This is a genomic window from Paenibacillus guangzhouensis (assembly GCF_009363075.1).
GTDB lineage: Bacteria > Bacillota > Bacilli > Paenibacillales > Paenibacillaceae > Paenibacillus_K > Paenibacillus_K guangzhouensis.
In genome coordinates this window covers 2,434,246-2,452,541 of sequence record NZ_CP045293.1, presented here as the reverse complement: position 1 = coordinate 2,452,541, position 18,296 = coordinate 2,434,246, and the positions used below count along the sequence as shown (strand labels likewise).

General features: G+C 46.6%; 13 protein-coding genes and 1 other annotated feature. Of the genes, 12 read left to right on the top strand and 1 reads right to left on the bottom strand.

All coding sequences use genetic code 11. From position 1 onward, the window contains the following. The first annotated feature begins 463 nt into the window (after nucleotides 1-463). A complete protein-coding gene (locus GCU39_RS10825) occupies nucleotides 464-838 on the top strand; it encodes a PadR family transcriptional regulator (protein WP_152393514.1) in 375 nt (124 codons plus the stop codon). Nucleotides 839-959: 121 nt separating this feature from the next. Here the strand turns inward: GCU39_RS10825 and GCU39_RS10820 are convergent, their stop codons facing one another. Next, entirely contained in the window at nucleotides 960-1,838 is an 879-nt protein-coding gene (locus GCU39_RS10820; protein WP_227793540.1) for a pentapeptide repeat-containing protein, read from the bottom strand. A gap of 316 nt (nucleotides 1,839-2,154) precedes the next feature. On the opposite strand from GCU39_RS10820, the gene GCU39_RS10815 reads away from it, so the two are divergent. From GCU39_RS10815 to GCU39_RS10765, 11 genes are all read left to right on the top strand, one after another. Further along, nucleotides 2,155-4,758, top strand: a complete 2,604-nt coding sequence (locus tag GCU39_RS10815; RefSeq protein ID WP_152393512.1) for a glycoside hydrolase family 84 protein — start codon at nucleotides 2,155-2,157, stop codon at nucleotides 4,756-4,758. A gap of 115 nt (nucleotides 4,759-4,873) precedes the next feature. Beyond that, the gene (locus GCU39_RS10810; protein WP_152393511.1) at nucleotides 4,874-5,152 is read left to right on the top strand and encodes a DUF2277 domain-containing protein; all 279 of its coding nucleotides are present in this window, start codon (nucleotides 4,874-4,876) and stop codon (nucleotides 5,150-5,152) included. Between the two features lie 211 nt (nucleotides 5,153-5,363). After that, on the top strand, nucleotides 5,364-5,864 hold the full coding sequence (locus tag GCU39_RS10805; protein ID WP_152393510.1) for a C40 family peptidase: 501 nt from the start codon (nucleotides 5,364-5,366) through the stop codon (nucleotides 5,862-5,864). A gap of 8 nt (nucleotides 5,865-5,872) precedes the next feature. After that, nucleotides 5,873-6,499, top strand: coding sequence for a TVP38/TMEM64 family protein (locus tag GCU39_RS10800; protein WP_152393509.1), 627 nt, complete (start codon nucleotides 5,873-5,875; stop codon nucleotides 6,497-6,499). Nucleotides 6,500-6,581: 82 nt separating this feature from the next. Beyond that, nucleotides 6,582-6,835 (top strand) — a binding site (T-box leader). A gap of 70 nt (nucleotides 6,836-6,905) precedes the next feature. Continuing rightward, on the top strand, nucleotides 6,906-8,564 hold the full coding sequence (locus tag GCU39_RS10795) for a glutamine--tRNA ligase/YqeY domain fusion protein (RefSeq protein ID WP_152393508.1): 1,659 nt from the start codon (nucleotides 6,906-6,908) through the stop codon (nucleotides 8,562-8,564). 127 nt (nucleotides 8,565-8,691) lie between these two features. Then, entirely contained in the window at nucleotides 8,692-9,588 is an 897-nt protein-coding gene (locus GCU39_RS10790) for a DUF2268 domain-containing putative Zn-dependent protease (RefSeq protein WP_152393507.1), read from the top strand. Nucleotides 9,589-9,750: 162 nt separating this feature from the next. Further along, nucleotides 9,751-10,257 (top strand): sigma-70 family RNA polymerase sigma factor, encoded by a 507-nt coding sequence (locus tag GCU39_RS10785; protein WP_227793539.1) that lies wholly within the window; start codon nucleotides 9,751-9,753, stop codon nucleotides 10,255-10,257. Then, nucleotides 10,254-11,105, top strand: a complete 852-nt coding sequence (locus GCU39_RS10780) for an SPOR domain-containing protein (protein WP_152393506.1) — start codon at nucleotides 10,254-10,256, stop codon at nucleotides 11,103-11,105. Before GCU39_RS10785 ends, GCU39_RS10780 begins: the two co-directional genes overlap by 4 nt. A gap of 262 nt (nucleotides 11,106-11,367) precedes the next feature. Further along, nucleotides 11,368-15,279, top strand: a complete 3,912-nt coding sequence (locus tag GCU39_RS10775) for a glycosyl hydrolase family 95 catalytic domain-containing protein (RefSeq protein ID WP_152393505.1) — start codon at nucleotides 11,368-11,370, stop codon at nucleotides 15,277-15,279. Nucleotides 15,280-15,488: 209 nt separating this feature from the next. Then, on the top strand, nucleotides 15,489-16,529 hold the full coding sequence (locus GCU39_RS10770; protein WP_152393504.1) for a Gmad2 immunoglobulin-like domain-containing protein: 1,041 nt from the start codon (nucleotides 15,489-15,491) through the stop codon (nucleotides 16,527-16,529). A gap of 116 nt (nucleotides 16,530-16,645) precedes the next feature. Continuing rightward, nucleotides 16,646-18,265: an alkaline phosphatase family protein gene (locus tag GCU39_RS10765; RefSeq protein ID WP_152393503.1), complete on the top strand. Its 1,620-nt coding sequence runs from the start codon at nucleotides 16,646-16,648 to the stop codon at nucleotides 18,263-18,265. Nucleotides 18,266-18,296: the final 31 nt, after the last annotated feature.

Genomic DNA, 18,296 nt, shown 5'->3' with positions numbered 1-18,296 from the left:
AGATCGTTAAAACCTCAGAGATCCTGGGGTTTTTCTAACACGAAATAGAAAGAGCAGAGAGCCAAGTGAGGATTCGTTAGGTTTTTATTGTTAAGGAAACAAGTCGAAATTTGACAAAATGGGAACAAATGTTCTAGAATAAACTGGGGTAAGGCTCAAAATAAATAGGTAGACCATCCAATAACAGCGTGATATAAAAATACGTGTTTGCACATAATTCTCTTACCGTTCTGCATCAGCCATCCGTTTGCGCACTCTATTTCTGATATATGATCTCCATACGACGATCGGACTTTGTTCCTACGAATACGGTATGCATCAGAAAACCTTGGAAAAAGGCAGAAAAGAGTATAATACCGATCGGAAGCATGAATGGTGGCGTGTTAGATCTCTGCTAGGTATTACTTTCAAGTTGGAATATACTAGAATCATAGATTTATAGTACATAAGGAGGGCATGATCGATGCGCAATTCAGAAGATAAAATGGTGAAGACGAACTCGCTTGGACATATCGTCAAAGTTCAGCAGGTGATGGACTTCATGGTGCTCAGTGAACTTCGGCATGGCCGGCGTTACGGCAAGCAGCTCGATTTGATGATAACCAAATCGCTAGGCGGCGTTGGTGTGAACGATTCCTATCTCGCGCAACGGCTGAAGGTGCTCGCAGAGAAAGGACATGTGACTAGCCAGTGGGAGTCGGATAATCGATTTAACCGATTCTACGAGATTACCGACAGCGGACATGAGTATTTTAATCAACTGAAGCGCGATTTGCCGGAACGAGTGGCGATTGCGATGAAGGTGTATAAGCGGTTTGAGGAATTTTTGAGCAAATGAACGTCAAGCGGACTGGGGACACGCTGCCTGGTAGGCGTTATCGTCATGTGATGCAACAAAAAGACTTCATCATCCATCATGGATGATGAAGTCTTTGCTTTGTCCGCTTGTGCGCGCACCTTCAACCCGTTTTCTTGGACCAATGCGGCGGTCGTATTAGCGAAGCGGGTAGCTTAGTCGACTCATCGCCTTTTGCAGCGTTCACCTGTGATTGCGTAAGAAATAAGCTTGTACTCAAATCTGCCCCGCGCAGATCCGTATCTCTGAAATCCGAACCGATGAGATCGGCTTGCTGTAGATTCGCGCCGCGAAGGTCTGCCGCGATCAGATAAGCTCCTCGCAGGTTCGCTCCGAGCAAATTGGCACCTCGAAGATTCGCCCCCATGAGATCGGCGCCCCGGCCAACCTTTTTAGGATAACGTGGAGGATTCTTCAATCCACGAAGTGCCTCGGCTCTGACCAGTTCGCTCGCTTGAAGGAGAAGAGTATTGACGTGCATGCGGTGTAAGGCGACATCCACGTTGATCAGCTCGCTACGACTGAGCAGGGTTAATCGTTCCGTCTCTGCCAGCATTTCGTGCAGCTGCTCATGAATTGAATTCGCAGCAGGCTGCATAAGCGCTTCACTCAAGTACCAGAGCAGCTCATGCAGATGCCACATTTTCGGGAAGAGCTCGAACATTTCTTGTGCGGAGGACTTGTCCTGACGCCAATCTTTGCCTTCATACGTGAACTGTGAAATCTTCTGTCCTGCACCGAAGCAATCGAATACGGTACAGCCTCGAAATCCAAGATTGACAAGATCCGTATGAACACCGCATCGGTAATCTTCTTGCAGATTGTGGCAGGGTTGCCCGGGATTTTTATCGATAGCAAAGTCAGCGGAGGCTGCAAAGGCTAGTGATACACAACATAATCCGAAGCATTGCTCGCAATCGGCGCGCAGCGTAGCGTTACGCTCCTCGAAGTTCACGAGCGGGTGGGTTTGATTCTCTTTCAAGGTGAATATCCTTCTTTCCGTCATCTACTATTGTCCATATCGTACAATAGGTTTTTCTGCATCGTCAATGTTGCAATTCCCTATAAGCTTAGAACTTGCCTATCGTCTACCTTCTTTTCAGCGTTGGACATGCAGGGACTAGCAATAATGATCAGATCGCTCATCTGAGATGAGTGGCCTGGTCATTTTTATTGACAGGATGGAGTAGTGTGATATATTGAACTAGTCAAAAACACCTCGATATTAAATACAAAACGTAGAAACCCGTGCAGCTCTTACTTCAGCACGACGACACGGGAGGGAGAAGAGGACAGCGATGATGAAACCTACAAATGAAGCATTAAGCAATGAATTTTCAATTTTCCCCGTTCCACAACAAGTGCAAGCGCTCGGAGGCGAGACCTATCTTACGGATCACATTCATATCATTGCCGAGCAAGGCCTTAAAATAGCAACGCTGCCAAAGGTGCAAGAATTGTTAACGCAGCATGGCTATTCGTATTCCGTCTCGGATACATTCAAGGATCATGTAACGAATTTGATTCTCACCAAGCAAGGATTGCAGCATGATCTATTATTAACAGCCGGCATTGATTCAGAATCTATGGAAGCGGTAACACGTCGAGAAGGATACCAACTTATTATTGACGGTAAGCGTCTAACGCATATTGCTATTATCGGACATGACGCTGACGGCATTCATTATGGCGTTATTACCTTGCAGCAAATTTTGAATCAATCGATCAACCGGATGGTTAAGCGTGTGTGCATAACGGACTATCCTAAAATATTGTATCGCGGTTATATAGAGGGCTTCTACGGCTACCCTTGGAGTCATGCGGACCGTATCGATCTGATGAAATTCGGTGGTGAGCAGAAGCTCAACACATTTATTTATGCACCTAAAGATGATCCTTATCATCGTAAAAGCTGGAGAGAACTATATCCATCGGAGAAAGCGCAAGAGATTGCAGAACTCGCTGCTGCTGGACATCGCAATAATTTGAATTTCGTATGGACCATTCATCCTGGCGATTCGATTGATCTGTCGTTAGAGGAAGATTTCCAATCTTGTATAACGAAGTTAGAGCAGCTCTATCAACTTGGTGTAAGGCAGTTCGGTGTATTATTCGATGATTTGGTCGGCGTTCCGAATGGACCCGAGCAAGCGGAATTTATCAATCGCATTGATACCGAATTTGTAAAAGCAAAAGGCGATATTCGACCGTTGCTTACGGTCGGAACGCGGTATTGCGAAGCATGGGGACCGTCGATGACGGAATATCTCAAACCATTCGTCGAAATCCTCCATGAGGATGTCGAAGTCATGTGGACCGGGGCAGCGACGATGTCCAATATCTCGAGAGAACAATTTGATTCCCCGAAACGGACGATCGGATCCGATAAGAACTTATCCGTATGGTGGAATTACCCTGTGAATGATTATTGCGACAACAAAATTTTGATGGGCAAGATCGAGAACGTCAGCTCTGATCTGAATAATGTCAACGGCTTTTTCTCCAATCCGATGAACCAAGCGCAAGCTTCCAAGCAAGCATTGTTCTGCATTGCTGATCATAACTGGAATACGGATGCTTTTGACTGTGACATAAGCTTCTCCGCCTCTTTCAAGGCGCTGGCGCCTGAAGTTGCGGAAGATCTCGAAATCTTCGCGTCGAATAGCTGTTATCTTTTGGATGATGGCGGTGTGAGCGGTGATTTTCTATTTGACGAGAGTTGGATGTTGAAAGACGATGTTCGTGCCGTCAAGGAAGGGATCGCACAAGGCACGGATGTTCGTCAAGCGGCGAATAGACTTCTTACGCAGTTCACTCGGATGGAAGACGCGGTAACGAATATACGGACGAAATGCTCGAATGTAAACCTTGTTCAGGAGTTGAATCCATTCTTAGATGCATTCTCATTACTGGCACGTGCAGCACAGCAAGTGATCCATGCGATGATCTGTATGGGGAATGGTGACCTGCTAGCGATGGAAGTACATCATGAATCCGCTAGGGACCTCCTGAATGCGATGGAAGATTGCAAAGTGAATCGCCTCAAAGAGGGGGTTCCAACAGACTTTACGGTGGATGTCGGAACACATGTCATTAAGCCGTTCATTGCAGATATGATCCTCCTAACGGCGGTTGCAGCCGGGACAGAAGGGCAAGCCGTAGAACCTGCTTATGACATGAACAATATCGCATTAAGCGCATTAGGCGTAACCGCAACGGCTTCGAGCAGTGCGAACGAGAATGAAAATGCCGATAAGGTCATCACCGGGTCCATCGCAGGCGGTAAATGGTGCTCGACGGAGCACAGACCATATCTGACGATTGATTTGCAGCAACCGCAGACGATTAAGCAGTATCGCTTGATTAACTGTGGTCATCCTGAGGCTAGAGAGACGCCGTTCTGGAACACAAGACAAGCACAGATTCTGGCCAGTAATGATGGTGAGAACTTCATCCTCATCGACGATATCCTGGATAACAAAGGACATACGATCAATCGAATTCTATTGCATGAGGTAACTGCGCGATTTATTCGATTACAAATTATCGAACCTGCACAGATTAGTATCGATGGCAGCGGTCATACACGAATTTATGCGTTTGAATTATTCGACGCGCGTTATCCGAATCTGTCAGAGAAGGTGCTTAGCGGAGATATTCAGGTTGATCCATCCGGAACGATCACGATCCATGATGTGAAGGAAGGAGATGTCATTTCCCTATATGCATCGCTTACTTCCAATACGCCTATCGCAACATCTGAGGAAGTGACGAAGGAATCTTCAACAGTTGTTTTTGAAGGGGTGGCCTTGTCCAACCTGGAAGGTCGCATCTACGTGGAGAGAACGACAAAAAATCATTTAGCGAGTGCGCGAACCTCCAAAGGTTTCAACGTTCAATAGTAATAGATAGAGATCTCGGTCCGGTTTCGGATCGGGATCTTATTATTTTCTAAATCATGCAAATTATTGTATAATTCGTGGTATTCAAGAGTCTACCTGTCGAAGGAGAATGGTTATGTGTCGGAATATTAAAACGTTATTCAATTTCGATCCGCCAGCTACGGAGGACGAAATTCAAGCAGCTGCGTTGCAATTTGTACGTAAATTGTCAGGCTACAACAGCCCATCCAAAGCCAACGAAGAGGCTTTTCACCGAGCGATCGATGAAGTAGCTGAGGCAGCGAAAAAGCTGTTGGATTCACTCGTCACACAAGCAGAACCGCGTAACCGCGAAACGGAATTGGAACGGGCGCGCGAGCGTAACGCCAGACGATTCGGCACAGCCGTGGAGTAGTCAATGAAGCATGGTGATCTTTCTAAGTGAAAGAGCGTCATGCTTTTTTAGTTGAGAGCGGCGCTATTGGATATATTATGTGATCGAATAGCGTTTCTTTTTTTGAAGAAAAAGAAGGAAATTGGCATCGAAAGTCGAATGTTAGAGGCGGACGTCGTAAATTTTTTGGTAAATAACGGCGAATACATCTACGAAAGGAGTAACTAATACATTGAAGAAGCTACTTATCACATTGCTCTCGGCTGCAATCTTGCTTGGTGCAAGTGCTGGAACAGTCGCTGCGGCGGAAAAGCCCGATCTGAAGGTTGCAGTCAACGAAGTGATAGGAACCCCTTACAAATGGGGCGGTACGACCACGGAGGGGTTTGATTGCTCAGGGTTCATCTTGCATGTATTCAACCAATTCAAGATTGAACTTCCTCGTACATCCAAAGAACAGTCCTTGTTCGGTACAGCGGTAGAACAAGTTGACTTGAAACCCGGAGATCTTGTCTTCTTTAACACAGATGGCAAAGGGGTATCTCACGCTGGCATTTATCTAGGCGAAGATCAATTTGCGCATTCCTCCAGTTCCAAGGGGGTCATGATCAGCAAATTATCCGAAACCTACTACAAGCAGCGCTACATGGGTGCCCGTCGCGTCATGGCGGACACGAACATCCTTGCGGTCGTTGAACCTGCACAAGTACAAGAAGAAGTTTTGGTTAAGTAATTCCTTTTATGCAATGGAGGAAGTGGTTCGTCGCACTCATCAATATCCTTGTATTATCGCTGATCTGGTGGAATCGAGACGCTCTGTTCAGCTGGATTGCTTCCGATCAGGATCGAAATCCTCTATTGGTCATATTGGTGATGACGGTCATAGCAGCAGTTCCTGGCATACCTTACGGAATTGTTGGGGGGATCGTAGGCGCGAAATACGGCGTGATGGCAGGCAGTATGTACAACTTGATCATTTCAACGCTTGCCGCTGTGATGATTTATGGTGTAACGAGATATTTGTTACAATCTTGGGGAAAGGCTCTTCTGACCAGATCAAATGTGATCGATCGATGTAACCGCTATATTCATAGCCATCTGTTCTGGTCTTTGATCATTGCACGAATGATTCCGATACTCCCCGCGGTCGCAATTAATATCTATGCCGGTGTATTTCGTATTCCTTTCGTTACATTTATGATGACGACATTCATCGGCAAAATACCGATCATGGTTGTATACGCCTATGTAGGGGATAACCTCTGGTCAGGTGCCTACCAATGGATTATCGCCATCGCGATTTATCTTGTTTTTCTTGCCATCGTGTATTCATTGTACAAGTTGGTCATGTTACGAAAATCAACATGAAATCACCCTTCGGGGTGATTTTTTGATTCTACGGGCCGGTATTTACAACTGTGGTGCTCTTTGCTAAGATATATAACAATATTCAAATGCGATGATGAGAAGAGTAAGGGAAAATGGACTTGCACAGAGAGCTCCGGCAGCTGAGAGGGAGCGAAGCACATTTCCCTGAACCAAGCCTCTGAGCATCATGTCGGAACCGGTCGGGGATGGCATGACGGGAGCTCCCGTTATTGAGCTAGAGTATAAGCATGGTGATACGCATGCCGTACTTGAAGAGGTTAATATGGCGACATATTAATGAACCTGGGGTGGTACCACGAAAATTTCGTCCCCAAGACAGAGGTCTTGGAGGTGAAATTTTTTTTATTTCTTGGCACCAATCACCATTCATTAGGAGGCGTCAACCATGGATGACAATGCTTTATACAAACTGATTTGCGATGAACTTGAGACGAATGAATTCAACAGAGAGATGTGCACGCGGTTCCCGCCGGAGCCCAATGGCTTTCTTCATATCGGAAGCGCATATGCAATCCACACGAATTATATGATGGCTAAGGAGTTCAATGGTACATTTCATCTTCGCTTGGACGATACGAATCCGCTCAAAGAAGATATCACTTACGTGAATGCCATTATCGAAGATATCAAGTGGCTAGGTTATGATCCTGGCGAACACATCTATTATGGTTCAGATTACTCTGAAGAAATCTATCAAGCTGCGATCACATTGATCAAGCGAGGGAAAGCTTATGTCTGTGATTTGTCACCGGAGGAGATGAGGGATTATCGCGGGACGCTGACGGAACCTGGCAAAAACAGCCCTTATCGCGAGCGTTCCATCGAAGAGAATTTGGAACTTTTTCGGAATATGAAAAAAGGGATCTATCCTAACGCCTCCAAAGTATTGCGCGCGAAAATCGATATGCATTCACCCAATCTAACACTGCGGGATCCTGTTATCTATCGGATTATTCATGCTACGCACTATCGTACTGGCCATGCTTGGTGTATTTACCCGATGTACGATTTTGCTCATCCGATCCAAGATGCGATGGAAGGGATCACTTATTCGTTATGTTCTCTGGAATTTAGAGATCATCGACCATTGTACGAATGGGTGCTGCACGAGCTCGAGGTTCCTGAGCCTCCAAGGCAAAGGGAATTCGGCAGACTCAATCTAACCGGTGTTGTGACAAGTAAACGGTTCTTAAGACAACTCGTCGAAGGCGGATTCGTCGATGGATGGGATGATCCGAGACTCCCGACTATCCAAGGGCTCAGAAGAAGAGGTTTCACACCATCTAGCATTCGGAACTTCATTGACGAAATCGGGAGCATTCGATCCTATAGCACCGTAGACATCTCATTGCTGGATCACTGTCTGAGACAGGATCTGAAGGATCAGTCGGTCAGCCTCATGGCTGTGATTCAACCACTGAAGGTTGTTATTACGAATTATCCGGAGGACGGACTCGAGTGGCTATCGATTGAGAACAATACGCAGAATGAATCACTTGGGAAAAGAGAAGTGCCCTTTACGAGAACAATCTATATTGAACGAGACGATTTTATGGAGGATCCGCCGAAGGGCTTCCACCGACTAACATTGCACGGTGAGGTTCGATTGAAAGGCGCGTATTTTATCCGATGCGAGGAAGTTGTGAAAGATCCCGTCACCGGCGATATTACGGAGCTCCGCTGCACCTATGACCCGCTTACGAAGAGCGGTACAGGGTTTACCGATCGCAAGGTTAAGGGGACGATCCAATGGGTGTCTGCGGATCATGCGGTAACGGCTGATGTGCATTTGTATGATAGACTCCTGTTAGAGCAAGAAGAGGCTTCGGACGATGAGGGGGATTGGGCCCATCGTGTGAATCCTGCGTCACTTGTGGCCGTACAGGATGCTCTATTCGAGCCATCCATGAAGCACATCCAACCGGATCAGAAGTTCCAATGTTTCCGTCATGGGTATTTCCATGTTGATTCGAAGAATACAACAGTAGATCGATTGGTTGTGAACCGGATTGTTCCGCTCAAAGATTCGTGGAATAAACGGTAAGACCGATTCAAATATGTTGCAAGGCATGAAGCAGCCGCCCTTCTAGGGCGGTTTTTTTGTAGAAAACAAGGTATTGACCTTGTCGTTACGTCATACTGTATCTTGACCTTATTGGAGGGGATGGAGCTTGAAACTCTATATTGAGAACACCATTGAAGATTATGAATCATTGTTCGAATTGCCGCACGAAATGAGAGAAGATTACTTTCGTTATACGATGATGAAGCCATTCGAACCGATGTGGCGGATCATTAACGTGCCGATGAAGGCGAATCAAGCTGGAGGTTACGAAGTCGTGATGGCTGCGACAATGCTTGGGTACCTCAACATGCATGACACAGATTTAGGTCAGAGGGGTCTTGATCAGTTGAAGCAGATCGATATACTGTCGACGGCTAAGGAGACCCTACTGTATTGCATCGCATGTATGGGACAAGCTGGGTTGCAGGTTAAGGCAGATTCGCTGCGCTTAGGGACGTATCTTGCAGATCCGAACAAGCTCGCTTACACGAAAGGCTACACAGGTTTTGGAGGGATTCCAGGCTATATTCAACTGATAATATACCCGAATACGTACAACATTCCGAGAATTCCAGCCATTATTGCACATGAGTTTCATCATAATATTCGATTTTCTTATTTTGATTGGGATCATGGCAATGTGACGTTGGCCGAATATATGATCATTGAGGGATTAGCCGATTCCTTCGCAAGTGCGCTGTATGGCGAGGAAAGTCTAGGGCCATGGGTGACTTCAATGGATTCAGAAGATCTCGAATACTCGATTGCTGTGATGCAAGAAGCGCGGGATATCAAAGGGTTCGCCGAAGTTAGCAGTTATATGTTCGGGGACGATATTGCAAGACAACAAGGATACCAGCCTGTTGGCGTGTCTTATGCGGCAGGGTATGCGGTAGGATATCATGTTGTACAAGCTTTTCTGAGAAATACGAAAGCCTCGATCTATGATGCAACGATTTTATCTGCTCAGGAGATTATGGAAGGAAGCCGTGTTTTTCGATAAGATACGACCGATTCGTTGGATTCATCCGCGGATCGGTTTTTTCATTTATTCCCACTATTAGGGCAAGAATAGAGAGAAGCGGATCTTATTTTAGATGATTTGAAACTATTTCACATCTCTGTCAGTCATATGTGTGCTAACGTCATTAAAGAGGTGAACCATGTGAATACGAGACTAACTGAACAAGAGTTCGGTGAACGTATAGAAGCCTGTAAAGAGAAAATGTATCGATTTGCTTACTGCTATGTAAAGAATGAGCAGGAAGCGCTGGATATCGTATCGGAAGCGACTTACAAGGCATTTTTAGCTTATAAGCGAATGAAGAGTCCCGAATATTTCGAGAGCTGGATGGGACGGATAGTCATCAACTGTGCATTGGATCATATCAGGCGGAAGAAGAAAGTAACCTATCTCGAAGATAACCAGGTTGAAGTTGCAGCAAAAGAAAGTGCAGTATCACTCGAAGAGAAGATGGATTTATATGATGCGCTTGATCAGCTGGATCCCGAAGATCGGGCCATCATTATTCTCAAAATTTTCGAAGATCAGCGATTTAAAGATATGGCTGATGTCTTATCGATGCCGGAAAACACAGTGAAGACGAAATTTTACCGGATTATAGAAAAACTTAAGAAAAGTCTGATTAGAAAAGAGGTAGATGCGCTATGACAGGGAAGGAACGCTACGACAATATCGAGATCCCGGCTCGTCTTTCCGAAGTGATTCAACAGGCACAGCTGCGTGGGAGAATGGAGAAACGTAGAAGAAACGTGGTGCGGAGATCTTCTTTGGCTGCGGCATGTGCCGCGGCGATCATGATCACGGTAAATGTGCCGAATGTTGCGATGGCTCTATCCGATGTTCCTGTCATTGGTTCGATCGTGAAGGTGCTGCAGATTGGCAGCGGCGGACAACGTACAGATAATGTCTCCATTACGACAAACGTCGAAGAGAACAAATTGAACATTAATTTTTCGTTGAACGGAGAACAGACATCGACGGCCCCTGCCTATACGGTGGATTACAAAACCGCGCCGAACCGCTTGATCTTCTCTTTCTATGGGGTGCGTAACCTGGATTACGAGAAACTGGAGAAGGATATGCGCGCCTTATCGAATGTGAAGGACGTCTACAACAATATCATTCTGGATGATTCGGCCTTCCGATTCGTCGTTGAGTTAAAAGAGAACATCGATTATTCCGTGTCGGAGTATCAGCAGCCAGGATATATTCAGTTGAAATTGTTCGGCGCAACGGAAGCGAAGAAGCCGCATGAAGTTTATTATGTGCGCAGCCAAGCGATGGAGCAGGGTGAATCGATCGCCATATTGGAGGAACAGTATTCGGCCGATGATAGCAGCATTATAAAGACGAAGCAAGGCAAATTCATTTTGGCGATGGGCGGATTCAACACACGAGAGGAAGCCGAGGCGCTCCTCAAGCAGCTGTCGGAGCGGGAAGATTATTTCGAACCGCTGCACGTGGATCATTGGATGAGCAATGCAAGTCCGGAATAAGAAGTTGACGTAACAAAGCCGCAGTCCCCTCATGGGGGTTGCGGTATTTTATTGCGTGATATCAGAACGTAATTTTTTCAATCTTTCAGAGGAGAAAAATCTATTTTTATTGCTATTTTGAGCACTTATAATGAAAACAAACTGAGGATTGCAGGAGGTGATGCGACACCGTACATACGAAGAATGGAACCCCTGAACATGAAATAAGGTATCGACACGACGAATAAGGCAGAGAGATGAACAATAAAGGAGTATCGATGAAATGAGTATACACATTCATGCAACAAAGCGTATCGCAAGAATTGCGGCCGTATTATCTTTGGTCATGATGTATTCGGTACTTACGAGCTGGATCCATCCCGACGCTGAGGGACGAGGCTCGAAGGCTTATGCATCTGCTGCTGCAGCAACCGTCAATGATAACTTATCGCTCTGGTATAACAAACCCGCCACGCAGTGGGAGACGCAGGCCCTTCCGATCGGTAATGGACATTTGGGTGGCATGGTGTTCGGCGGGGTAGAGCAAGAGCACATTCAATTTAATGAGAAGACATTATGGAGCGGCGGGCCTGGCTCGGATCCGAATTATCAATATGGGATTAAAGATGGCGCGCAGGTTCACGTTGATACAATCAGACAATTGCTCAAGAGCGGAAAGATCAATGAAGCTAAGGCTCTACTTGGCAAAATTACAGGCGACATGGGCGCGAACGATTCTGCTTTTGGCGCTTATCAAGCCTTTGGGGATGTCTATCTGGACTTCGATAAGCAGGCTACTTACAAATTAACAGCTAGCTCAGACCAGAAGCCCTATGGTGAAGGCGTCGAGAACCTGATGGACGGGTCGGTGGATACCAAATGGTATTCAGGCGACGGTTCCCCGCCATTTTGGTTGCAATGGGAATATAGCGAACCGAGAGTGATTACCGGGTATTCCTTCACCTCTGCTAATGATGTGCCTGCTCGCGATCCGAAGTATTGGACGCTCAAAGGCTCCAATGATGGACAGCAATGGACCATGCTCGACACGCGGTCGAATGAGGAATTCGCTTCACGGAAGATGAAGAAATCCTATACGTTCAACAATCAGACGGCGTATAAGTTCTTCAAGTTTGATCTAGTTAGCAAGGGCGGTACGCAGATTCAAATGTCGGAGGTGAGCTTTGCTGGCCCGGCAGGAGAGAACAAACTAGTGACGGACTATCGGCGGGAGCTGAATCTCGTTGATGGCACGGCGAAAGTCGCCTATACGCGCGATGGCGTGCGTTATCATCGTGAATTTTTCGTAAGTTATCCGGATAAAGTGATGGTCATGCGCGTTACGACAGAGAATCAATCGCCATTAAACTTTGATGTACGAGTTACTGGCGCACAGCCTTCGAATTCGGTTGTGACAGAAGGAAGCAACACCCTGGTGTTAAGCGGGCTTGTCCCCAGCAATAAAATGGCGTACGAGTCACAGCTGAAGGTATTGAACGAAGGGGGCACCGTCACAGCGAATGCGGGCAAACTATCGGTTAGCAATACAAGCGCTGTCACGATTCTGTTATCAGCTGCAACGAATTATGCGAATAAGTATCCAACCTACCGCGGAGATAAAACGCCGAAGGAAATCGTTCAAGCCTATATGAATCAGGCGACGGCGAAAACATATCAGCAGCTAAGAGCTGCGCATGTCGCGGACTATACGAATCTGTTCGAACGTGTGTCGCTTGATCTAGGTGGGGAGGTGTCACCGCTTCCAACGAATGAACTCTTGGCGAAATATAAGACTAACGCAACCGACGCAGAGAAGCGTCAACTTGAAGCAATGTTCTTTCAATACGGACGGTACTTGTTAATTGCTTCCTCACGGGAAGGAGCTCTCCCAGCGAATCTGCAAGGGATATGGAATCAAGTCAATAATCCGCCTTGGAATAGTGATTATCATACCAATATCAATGTACAAATGAACTATTGGCCGTCCGAGGTGGTCAATCTTGCGGAGACGGATATTCCTTATATCGATTACATCGATTCTTTACGTGAGCCGGGACGGGAGACAGCGAAGAGACATCATGGCATTCAAGGCGAAGGTTGGGTCATTCATACGGTTAACAATCCGTTCGGTTACACGGCGCCAGGATCCGATTTCTACTGGGGATGGTCGCCAGCAGCGAACGCGTTTATGGTGCAGCAAGCATGGGATCATTACGCATTTAGCGGTGACAAAGACCTGCTGCGCGACAAGATCTACGACATCATTAAGGAAGCAACGCAGTTCTGGGTACAGTATCTCGTGGAAGATACGGACGGAACCCTGGTGTCGTCCCCATCGTATTCGCCAGAGCAAGGCGATGTCGGAATTGGCGTAGCTTATGATCAAGAATTAGTCTGGGAGCTGTTCACACAATTCATGAAAGCCAGTGAGACGCTTGGCGTGGATCAAGATCTTCGTGCACAGGTCAGCACGATGCGCAGCAAGCTGTCGATGCCGAAAATCGGCCGTTGGGGTCAAGTGCAAGAGTGGAAAAATGATATCGACGATCCGAACAACCAGCATCGCCATATCTCGAATTTAGTCGGACTCTATCCAGGGACATTGATCAATAACGTAGATACCCCGGATTTGTTCGCGGCGGCGCGAGTAACGCTGAACGCTCGCGGGGATGGCGGAACCGGTTGGAGTAAAGCGAATAAGATCAACTTATGGGCACGACTGCTGGACGGCAACCGAGCTCACAAGCTGTTAGGGGAGCAATTGAAAGGCAGCACGCTCGACAATTTATTCGATACGCATCCACCGTTCCAGATTGACGGCAACTTTGGCGCGACGTCCGGCATCGCGGAGATGCTGCTTCAGAGTCATACGGACCGCATCGATCTTTTACCGGCATTGCCTGACGCATGGGCGAAAGGAAGCGTAAAAGGTCTGGTCGCAAGAGGAGCTTTCGATGTGACGATGAATTGGCAAGCATCGACGTTAACAGGTGCTGTCATTACGTCTAAGCAAGGCAATCCTGCGAAGATCCGGAACAAGGCCTTTACGCAGCATGAGGTGATTAAGGTTATGCGTGTCCGTGATGGCAAGACAATTACACATACCGCTAATCAAGATACGATTCAATTTGCGACAACTGCAGGGGAACAATACCGGATCGTGATCAATACGAAATTACCTGAGGAGCCTGTGAAGCCGATTAAGGTCGATGATCGAGATCCACACATCGTGTATACCGGCACATGGAACCACTATGAGGATGGCGGCGATTATCAAGGAACTGAAACATACAGCAATGCAGCGAATGCATCGGCTTCTTTGACTTTCGAAGGATCAGAGATTAAATTCATTAGCGCCATACAACGTAACCACGGGAAGTTCGACGTGTATCTTGATGGGGAACGTGTGGCTGAGGACACGGATGGATATGCGCCTTCAACGAACAAACAACAGATCCTGTTCCAAAAATCAGGGTTAGCACGAGGAACGCATACAATCAAAATTGTCGTCAAAGGGGTAAAAAATACATCTTCCCTCGATACGATTGCAATGATTGATGCATTTGAATATATACCGTTCCCAAAAGTCACGAGTCCAGCAACGACATTGAACGGTCCGACAGAAATCCAGTCAGGGAAAACGTTCAATGTACAATTAGGACTCGATCGCGTTAGCCAGTCCGTCTACGCTCAAGATATGCGGCTTCAATATGATGCTGATCGCTTCGAATTCGTGAGCCATGCATCCTTGGTTGATGGGGTGAGTGTCGTGGAAGCGAAGCAAGAACCGGCTGGAACGCTCCGACTAATCATTGCAAGCCAAGGCGCTGATCATGGCATTACGAACACCACCAAGGTCATCGAGCTAACGTTCAAGGCGAAGGAAGTCACGGAAACAGAGAAAGGGAAGTTAACTGTCTCGAATGCGATCCTTGCAGACGACCAGGGGAGTGAGGTGGAGGCTACCGCTTCCGAGACAGAGATCGAGGTAATGCCGACCGTTAATCCAGAGCAATCACCAGATGTCAACGGCGATGGCAAAGTGACGATTGGCGATCTTGCAATTGTTGCTTCCCACTATGGGAAGAATACGAGCAGTCCAGATTGGCAGCAAGCGAAACGGGCCGATATGAATGGTGACGGTAAAATTGATATTACCGACCTCGCGACGGTTGCAGGCAAGATTTTGACGTAATTTCGGCGTAATAATGTGATGTAGCGTATCCATCATTTTATGACATCTCTACCCATGAAGGGGTGGAGGTGTCTTTATTTTGTGTAGGGAATTATTACCTATATCTCGTTGAGACTTTTTCTGCACAACCGCCGTCTAACGCATGTAAACTTCATGAAGCTACAACAAAATGACACACAACATTTACTCACAAGGGAGACTATATCGTTATGAAAAAACAAACCATTGCATTATTTACAGCAGCAACACTATTAGCAGGTACAGCAATCGCAGGTTCTGTGGGCACCATTTGGGCACAGCAGCCTACTGATCTCATGCAGCAGCAGGTGAAGGAGCAAACGTTCCGCAACGTCAAATTGTCTGAGTCCACCGTCACATACACGATTAAAGGTGATGCACAAGTCCATGAAGGCACATATCATTACACGTTGAAGCAGAATGGAAAGATTCTTGCGAAAGGCTTCGGGACAGCATCCATGGGTGCACCAGAATGGGGGAAGATCAACCAACAGATCTCCATTTCCAGCAATAAGTTAGCAGGTAACAAAGGCTTAACCGCTGAAATGTACGAAATCGATTCCGCAACGGGCAAACAAGTAAATAACATTACGGTTCCGCTGAATAAGTCCGATAAATCTGCTAAAAATAAGGTGTTCCGTAACATGAAGCTCTCGGAATCCAAGGTAACTTACAGCGTTAAAGGGGAAGCTCAAGTGCACGAAGGAACCTATCATTATGCTGTCAAACAAGATAGCAAGGTTCTCGTGAAAGGCTTCGGAACCGCATCCTTCGGTGCACCGGAATGGGGTACATTCACGCAACAAATCTCGATTCCAAGCAGTAAGGTAGTAAGCAATAAGCCAATGTTCTTAGAACTATACGAAGTAGACCAAGCAACTGGCAAAATTGTCAATAAGAAGACGATCCAAATGAAACAAGCCGAACTAACGAATGAAAATAAAGTATTCCGTAAAGTAGAAACTTCTTCACCTGTCGTTACCTTTACCGTAAAAGGTGAAGCAAGCGTATTTGAAGGCACGTACCAATATGCTGTGAAGCAAGACGGCAAGACATTAGCCAAAGGCTATGGAAAAGCATCCATGGGCGGCCCGGAATGGGGAACATTCTCGCAGCAAGTAAGCATTCCGATGAACAAGTTGCAAGGGAATAAACCGCTCACGTTCGAGTTATTCGAAATCGATCAAGCCACAGGTAAAGTAGTGAATAAACTGGTAATGCCAATTAAATAAATAACCGTTACCGCAGCGCGCATCGCGTTGCGGTTTTTTCATGAAGAGAGTGAAATGTATAACGATGTTCGTAAGCTGACACAATATGCCATAAAGAATAGGCTAGGGGGTATAACATGCGAAAACGACTAACATCGTGTTTAACGATTATGCTATTACTACTGATGATGTGGGGCTGTCGGCCGCTGCATGAGCAGCCGAAGTCAACCGAACAAGATCTTGTACATTTACATACAGCGCAGCAGCATACATCGAAGAAAGTGATCTTTATCCTGGTTGATTCGCTAATGGCACAAGCCATTGATCAAGGTATACAACGCCAGGAGCTTCCGACATTGCAATATCTGATTGAACAAGGTCAGTATTACAAGAATATGGTGAGTTCTTATCCGACGATGTCGGTATCAATTGACAGCTCACTTCTTACAGGAAGTTATCCGAATGGACACCACGTGCCGGGACTTACATGGTTTTCTACGGACAGCAAGAAGCTAATTAACTATGGAACCGGACCGATGGAAATCATGAAGCAAGGGATGGAGAAGGTGATATTGGACGGCCTGGTTCATCTGAATGGCTCGCATCTAAATCCGCGACTACCGACCCTCTACGAAGAGTTAGCAAGTCGTGGATTACGTTCGGCATCCATTAACGGGATGATCTATCGGGGGAGAAGTATGCACAAGCTAACGATTCCTTCATGGGCTCAAGACCTAACCTCCCTCCCAGGAGAGATCAGTGTTTTTGGTCCGGAATATTTGGCATTGGGTGCTCTGTCGGATCCGTTACAAGATAAAGCGAAGTTGTCTAAGAGTCTACTGCACCGGCTGGGCATGAATAATGCGTATGCAATCGAGTCGTTGAATTATCTGATCAGAACCAAGGCACTCCCCGATTTTTCATTCGTATATTTGCCAGATATTGACCATGAGCTGCATCAGAAGGGCCCAGCGAATATGAAGGATGTAAAAGAGATCAAGGCTGTAGATCAACAACTTCATTCTATGCTGCAAGCGTTCGGTTCTCCGAAAGAAATGTTGGATCAAGCCGTGATCATCATTGCGGGAGATAGCGGTATGACTCAAATTCTCCCTGCCAGCGAACATCCGGTTATCGAACTGCCAGATCTCTTAAGGCATCACCGCGTACTGCAACCGGGGAAGTCTGTAATGGATGATACGGAGATTGTGCTTGCCGTAAACGAGACGATGGCCTACGTGTATAACCTCAAACAGCGATATTCACTCCGAAATTTGGCGGATGAGATCGCTCTTGATCCGCGCATCGATTATGTTGCATGGCGTGAACCACAGGGGATGATCGTCAAGCAAGGCGGCACAGTCAAAGAATTAAGGTATACAGCTGACGGACATCTTATGGATCCCTACCAGCAGCCATGGACTGTGGAAGGAGATTTGGATGTGCTGGACTTGCGAGTAGACCAGGAACACCATACCTTGAATTATGGACAATACCCAGATGCACTCATGCGATTGAGCGGTGCGCTTCATTCCCATCCAGGCGAATTCCTTGTCGTTGGGGCGAAGCCGGGCTATGAACTGGCTGATCGAAGCTCACCGACGCATAAAGGCGGAGGCGGACATGGTTCGCTTCGTCATGAAGAATCGCTGGTACCGCTCATCATCTGCGGGACGGACAAGAAACCTGAACATTTGCGAATAATCGATTTAAAGCCGTTTATGCTGCAGTTATTGAGCACACAGGAAATGAAGTAGGTAGCCGAACATCTAACTATACGAATCAAGG

Coding starts and splice junctions, on each gene's coding strand:
- GCU39_RS10770 (WP_152393504.1), top strand. CDS start 15,489: ATGAAAAAACAAACCATTGCATTATTTACAGCAGCAACACTATTAGCA.
- GCU39_RS10795 (WP_152393508.1), top strand. CDS start 6,906: ATGGATGACAATGCTTTATACAAACTGATTTGCGATGAACTTGAGACG.
- GCU39_RS10800 (WP_152393509.1), top strand. CDS start 5,873: ATGCAATGGAGGAAGTGGTTCGTCGCACTCATCAATATCCTTGTATTA.
- GCU39_RS10810 (WP_152393511.1), top strand. CDS start 4,874: ATGTGTCGGAATATTAAAACGTTATTCAATTTCGATCCGCCAGCTACG.
- GCU39_RS10780 (WP_152393506.1), top strand. CDS start 10,254: ATGACAGGGAAGGAACGCTACGACAATATCGAGATCCCGGCTCGTCTT.
- GCU39_RS10825 (WP_152393514.1), top strand. CDS start 464: ATGCGCAATTCAGAAGATAAAATGGTGAAGACGAACTCGCTTGGACAT.
- GCU39_RS10815 (WP_152393512.1), top strand. CDS start 2,155: ATGATGAAACCTACAAATGAAGCATTAAGCAATGAATTTTCAATTTTC.
- GCU39_RS10765 (WP_152393503.1), top strand. CDS start 16,646: ATGCGAAAACGACTAACATCGTGTTTAACGATTATGCTATTACTACTG.
- GCU39_RS10775 (WP_152393505.1), top strand. CDS start 11,368: ATGAGTATACACATTCATGCAACAAAGCGTATCGCAAGAATTGCGGCC.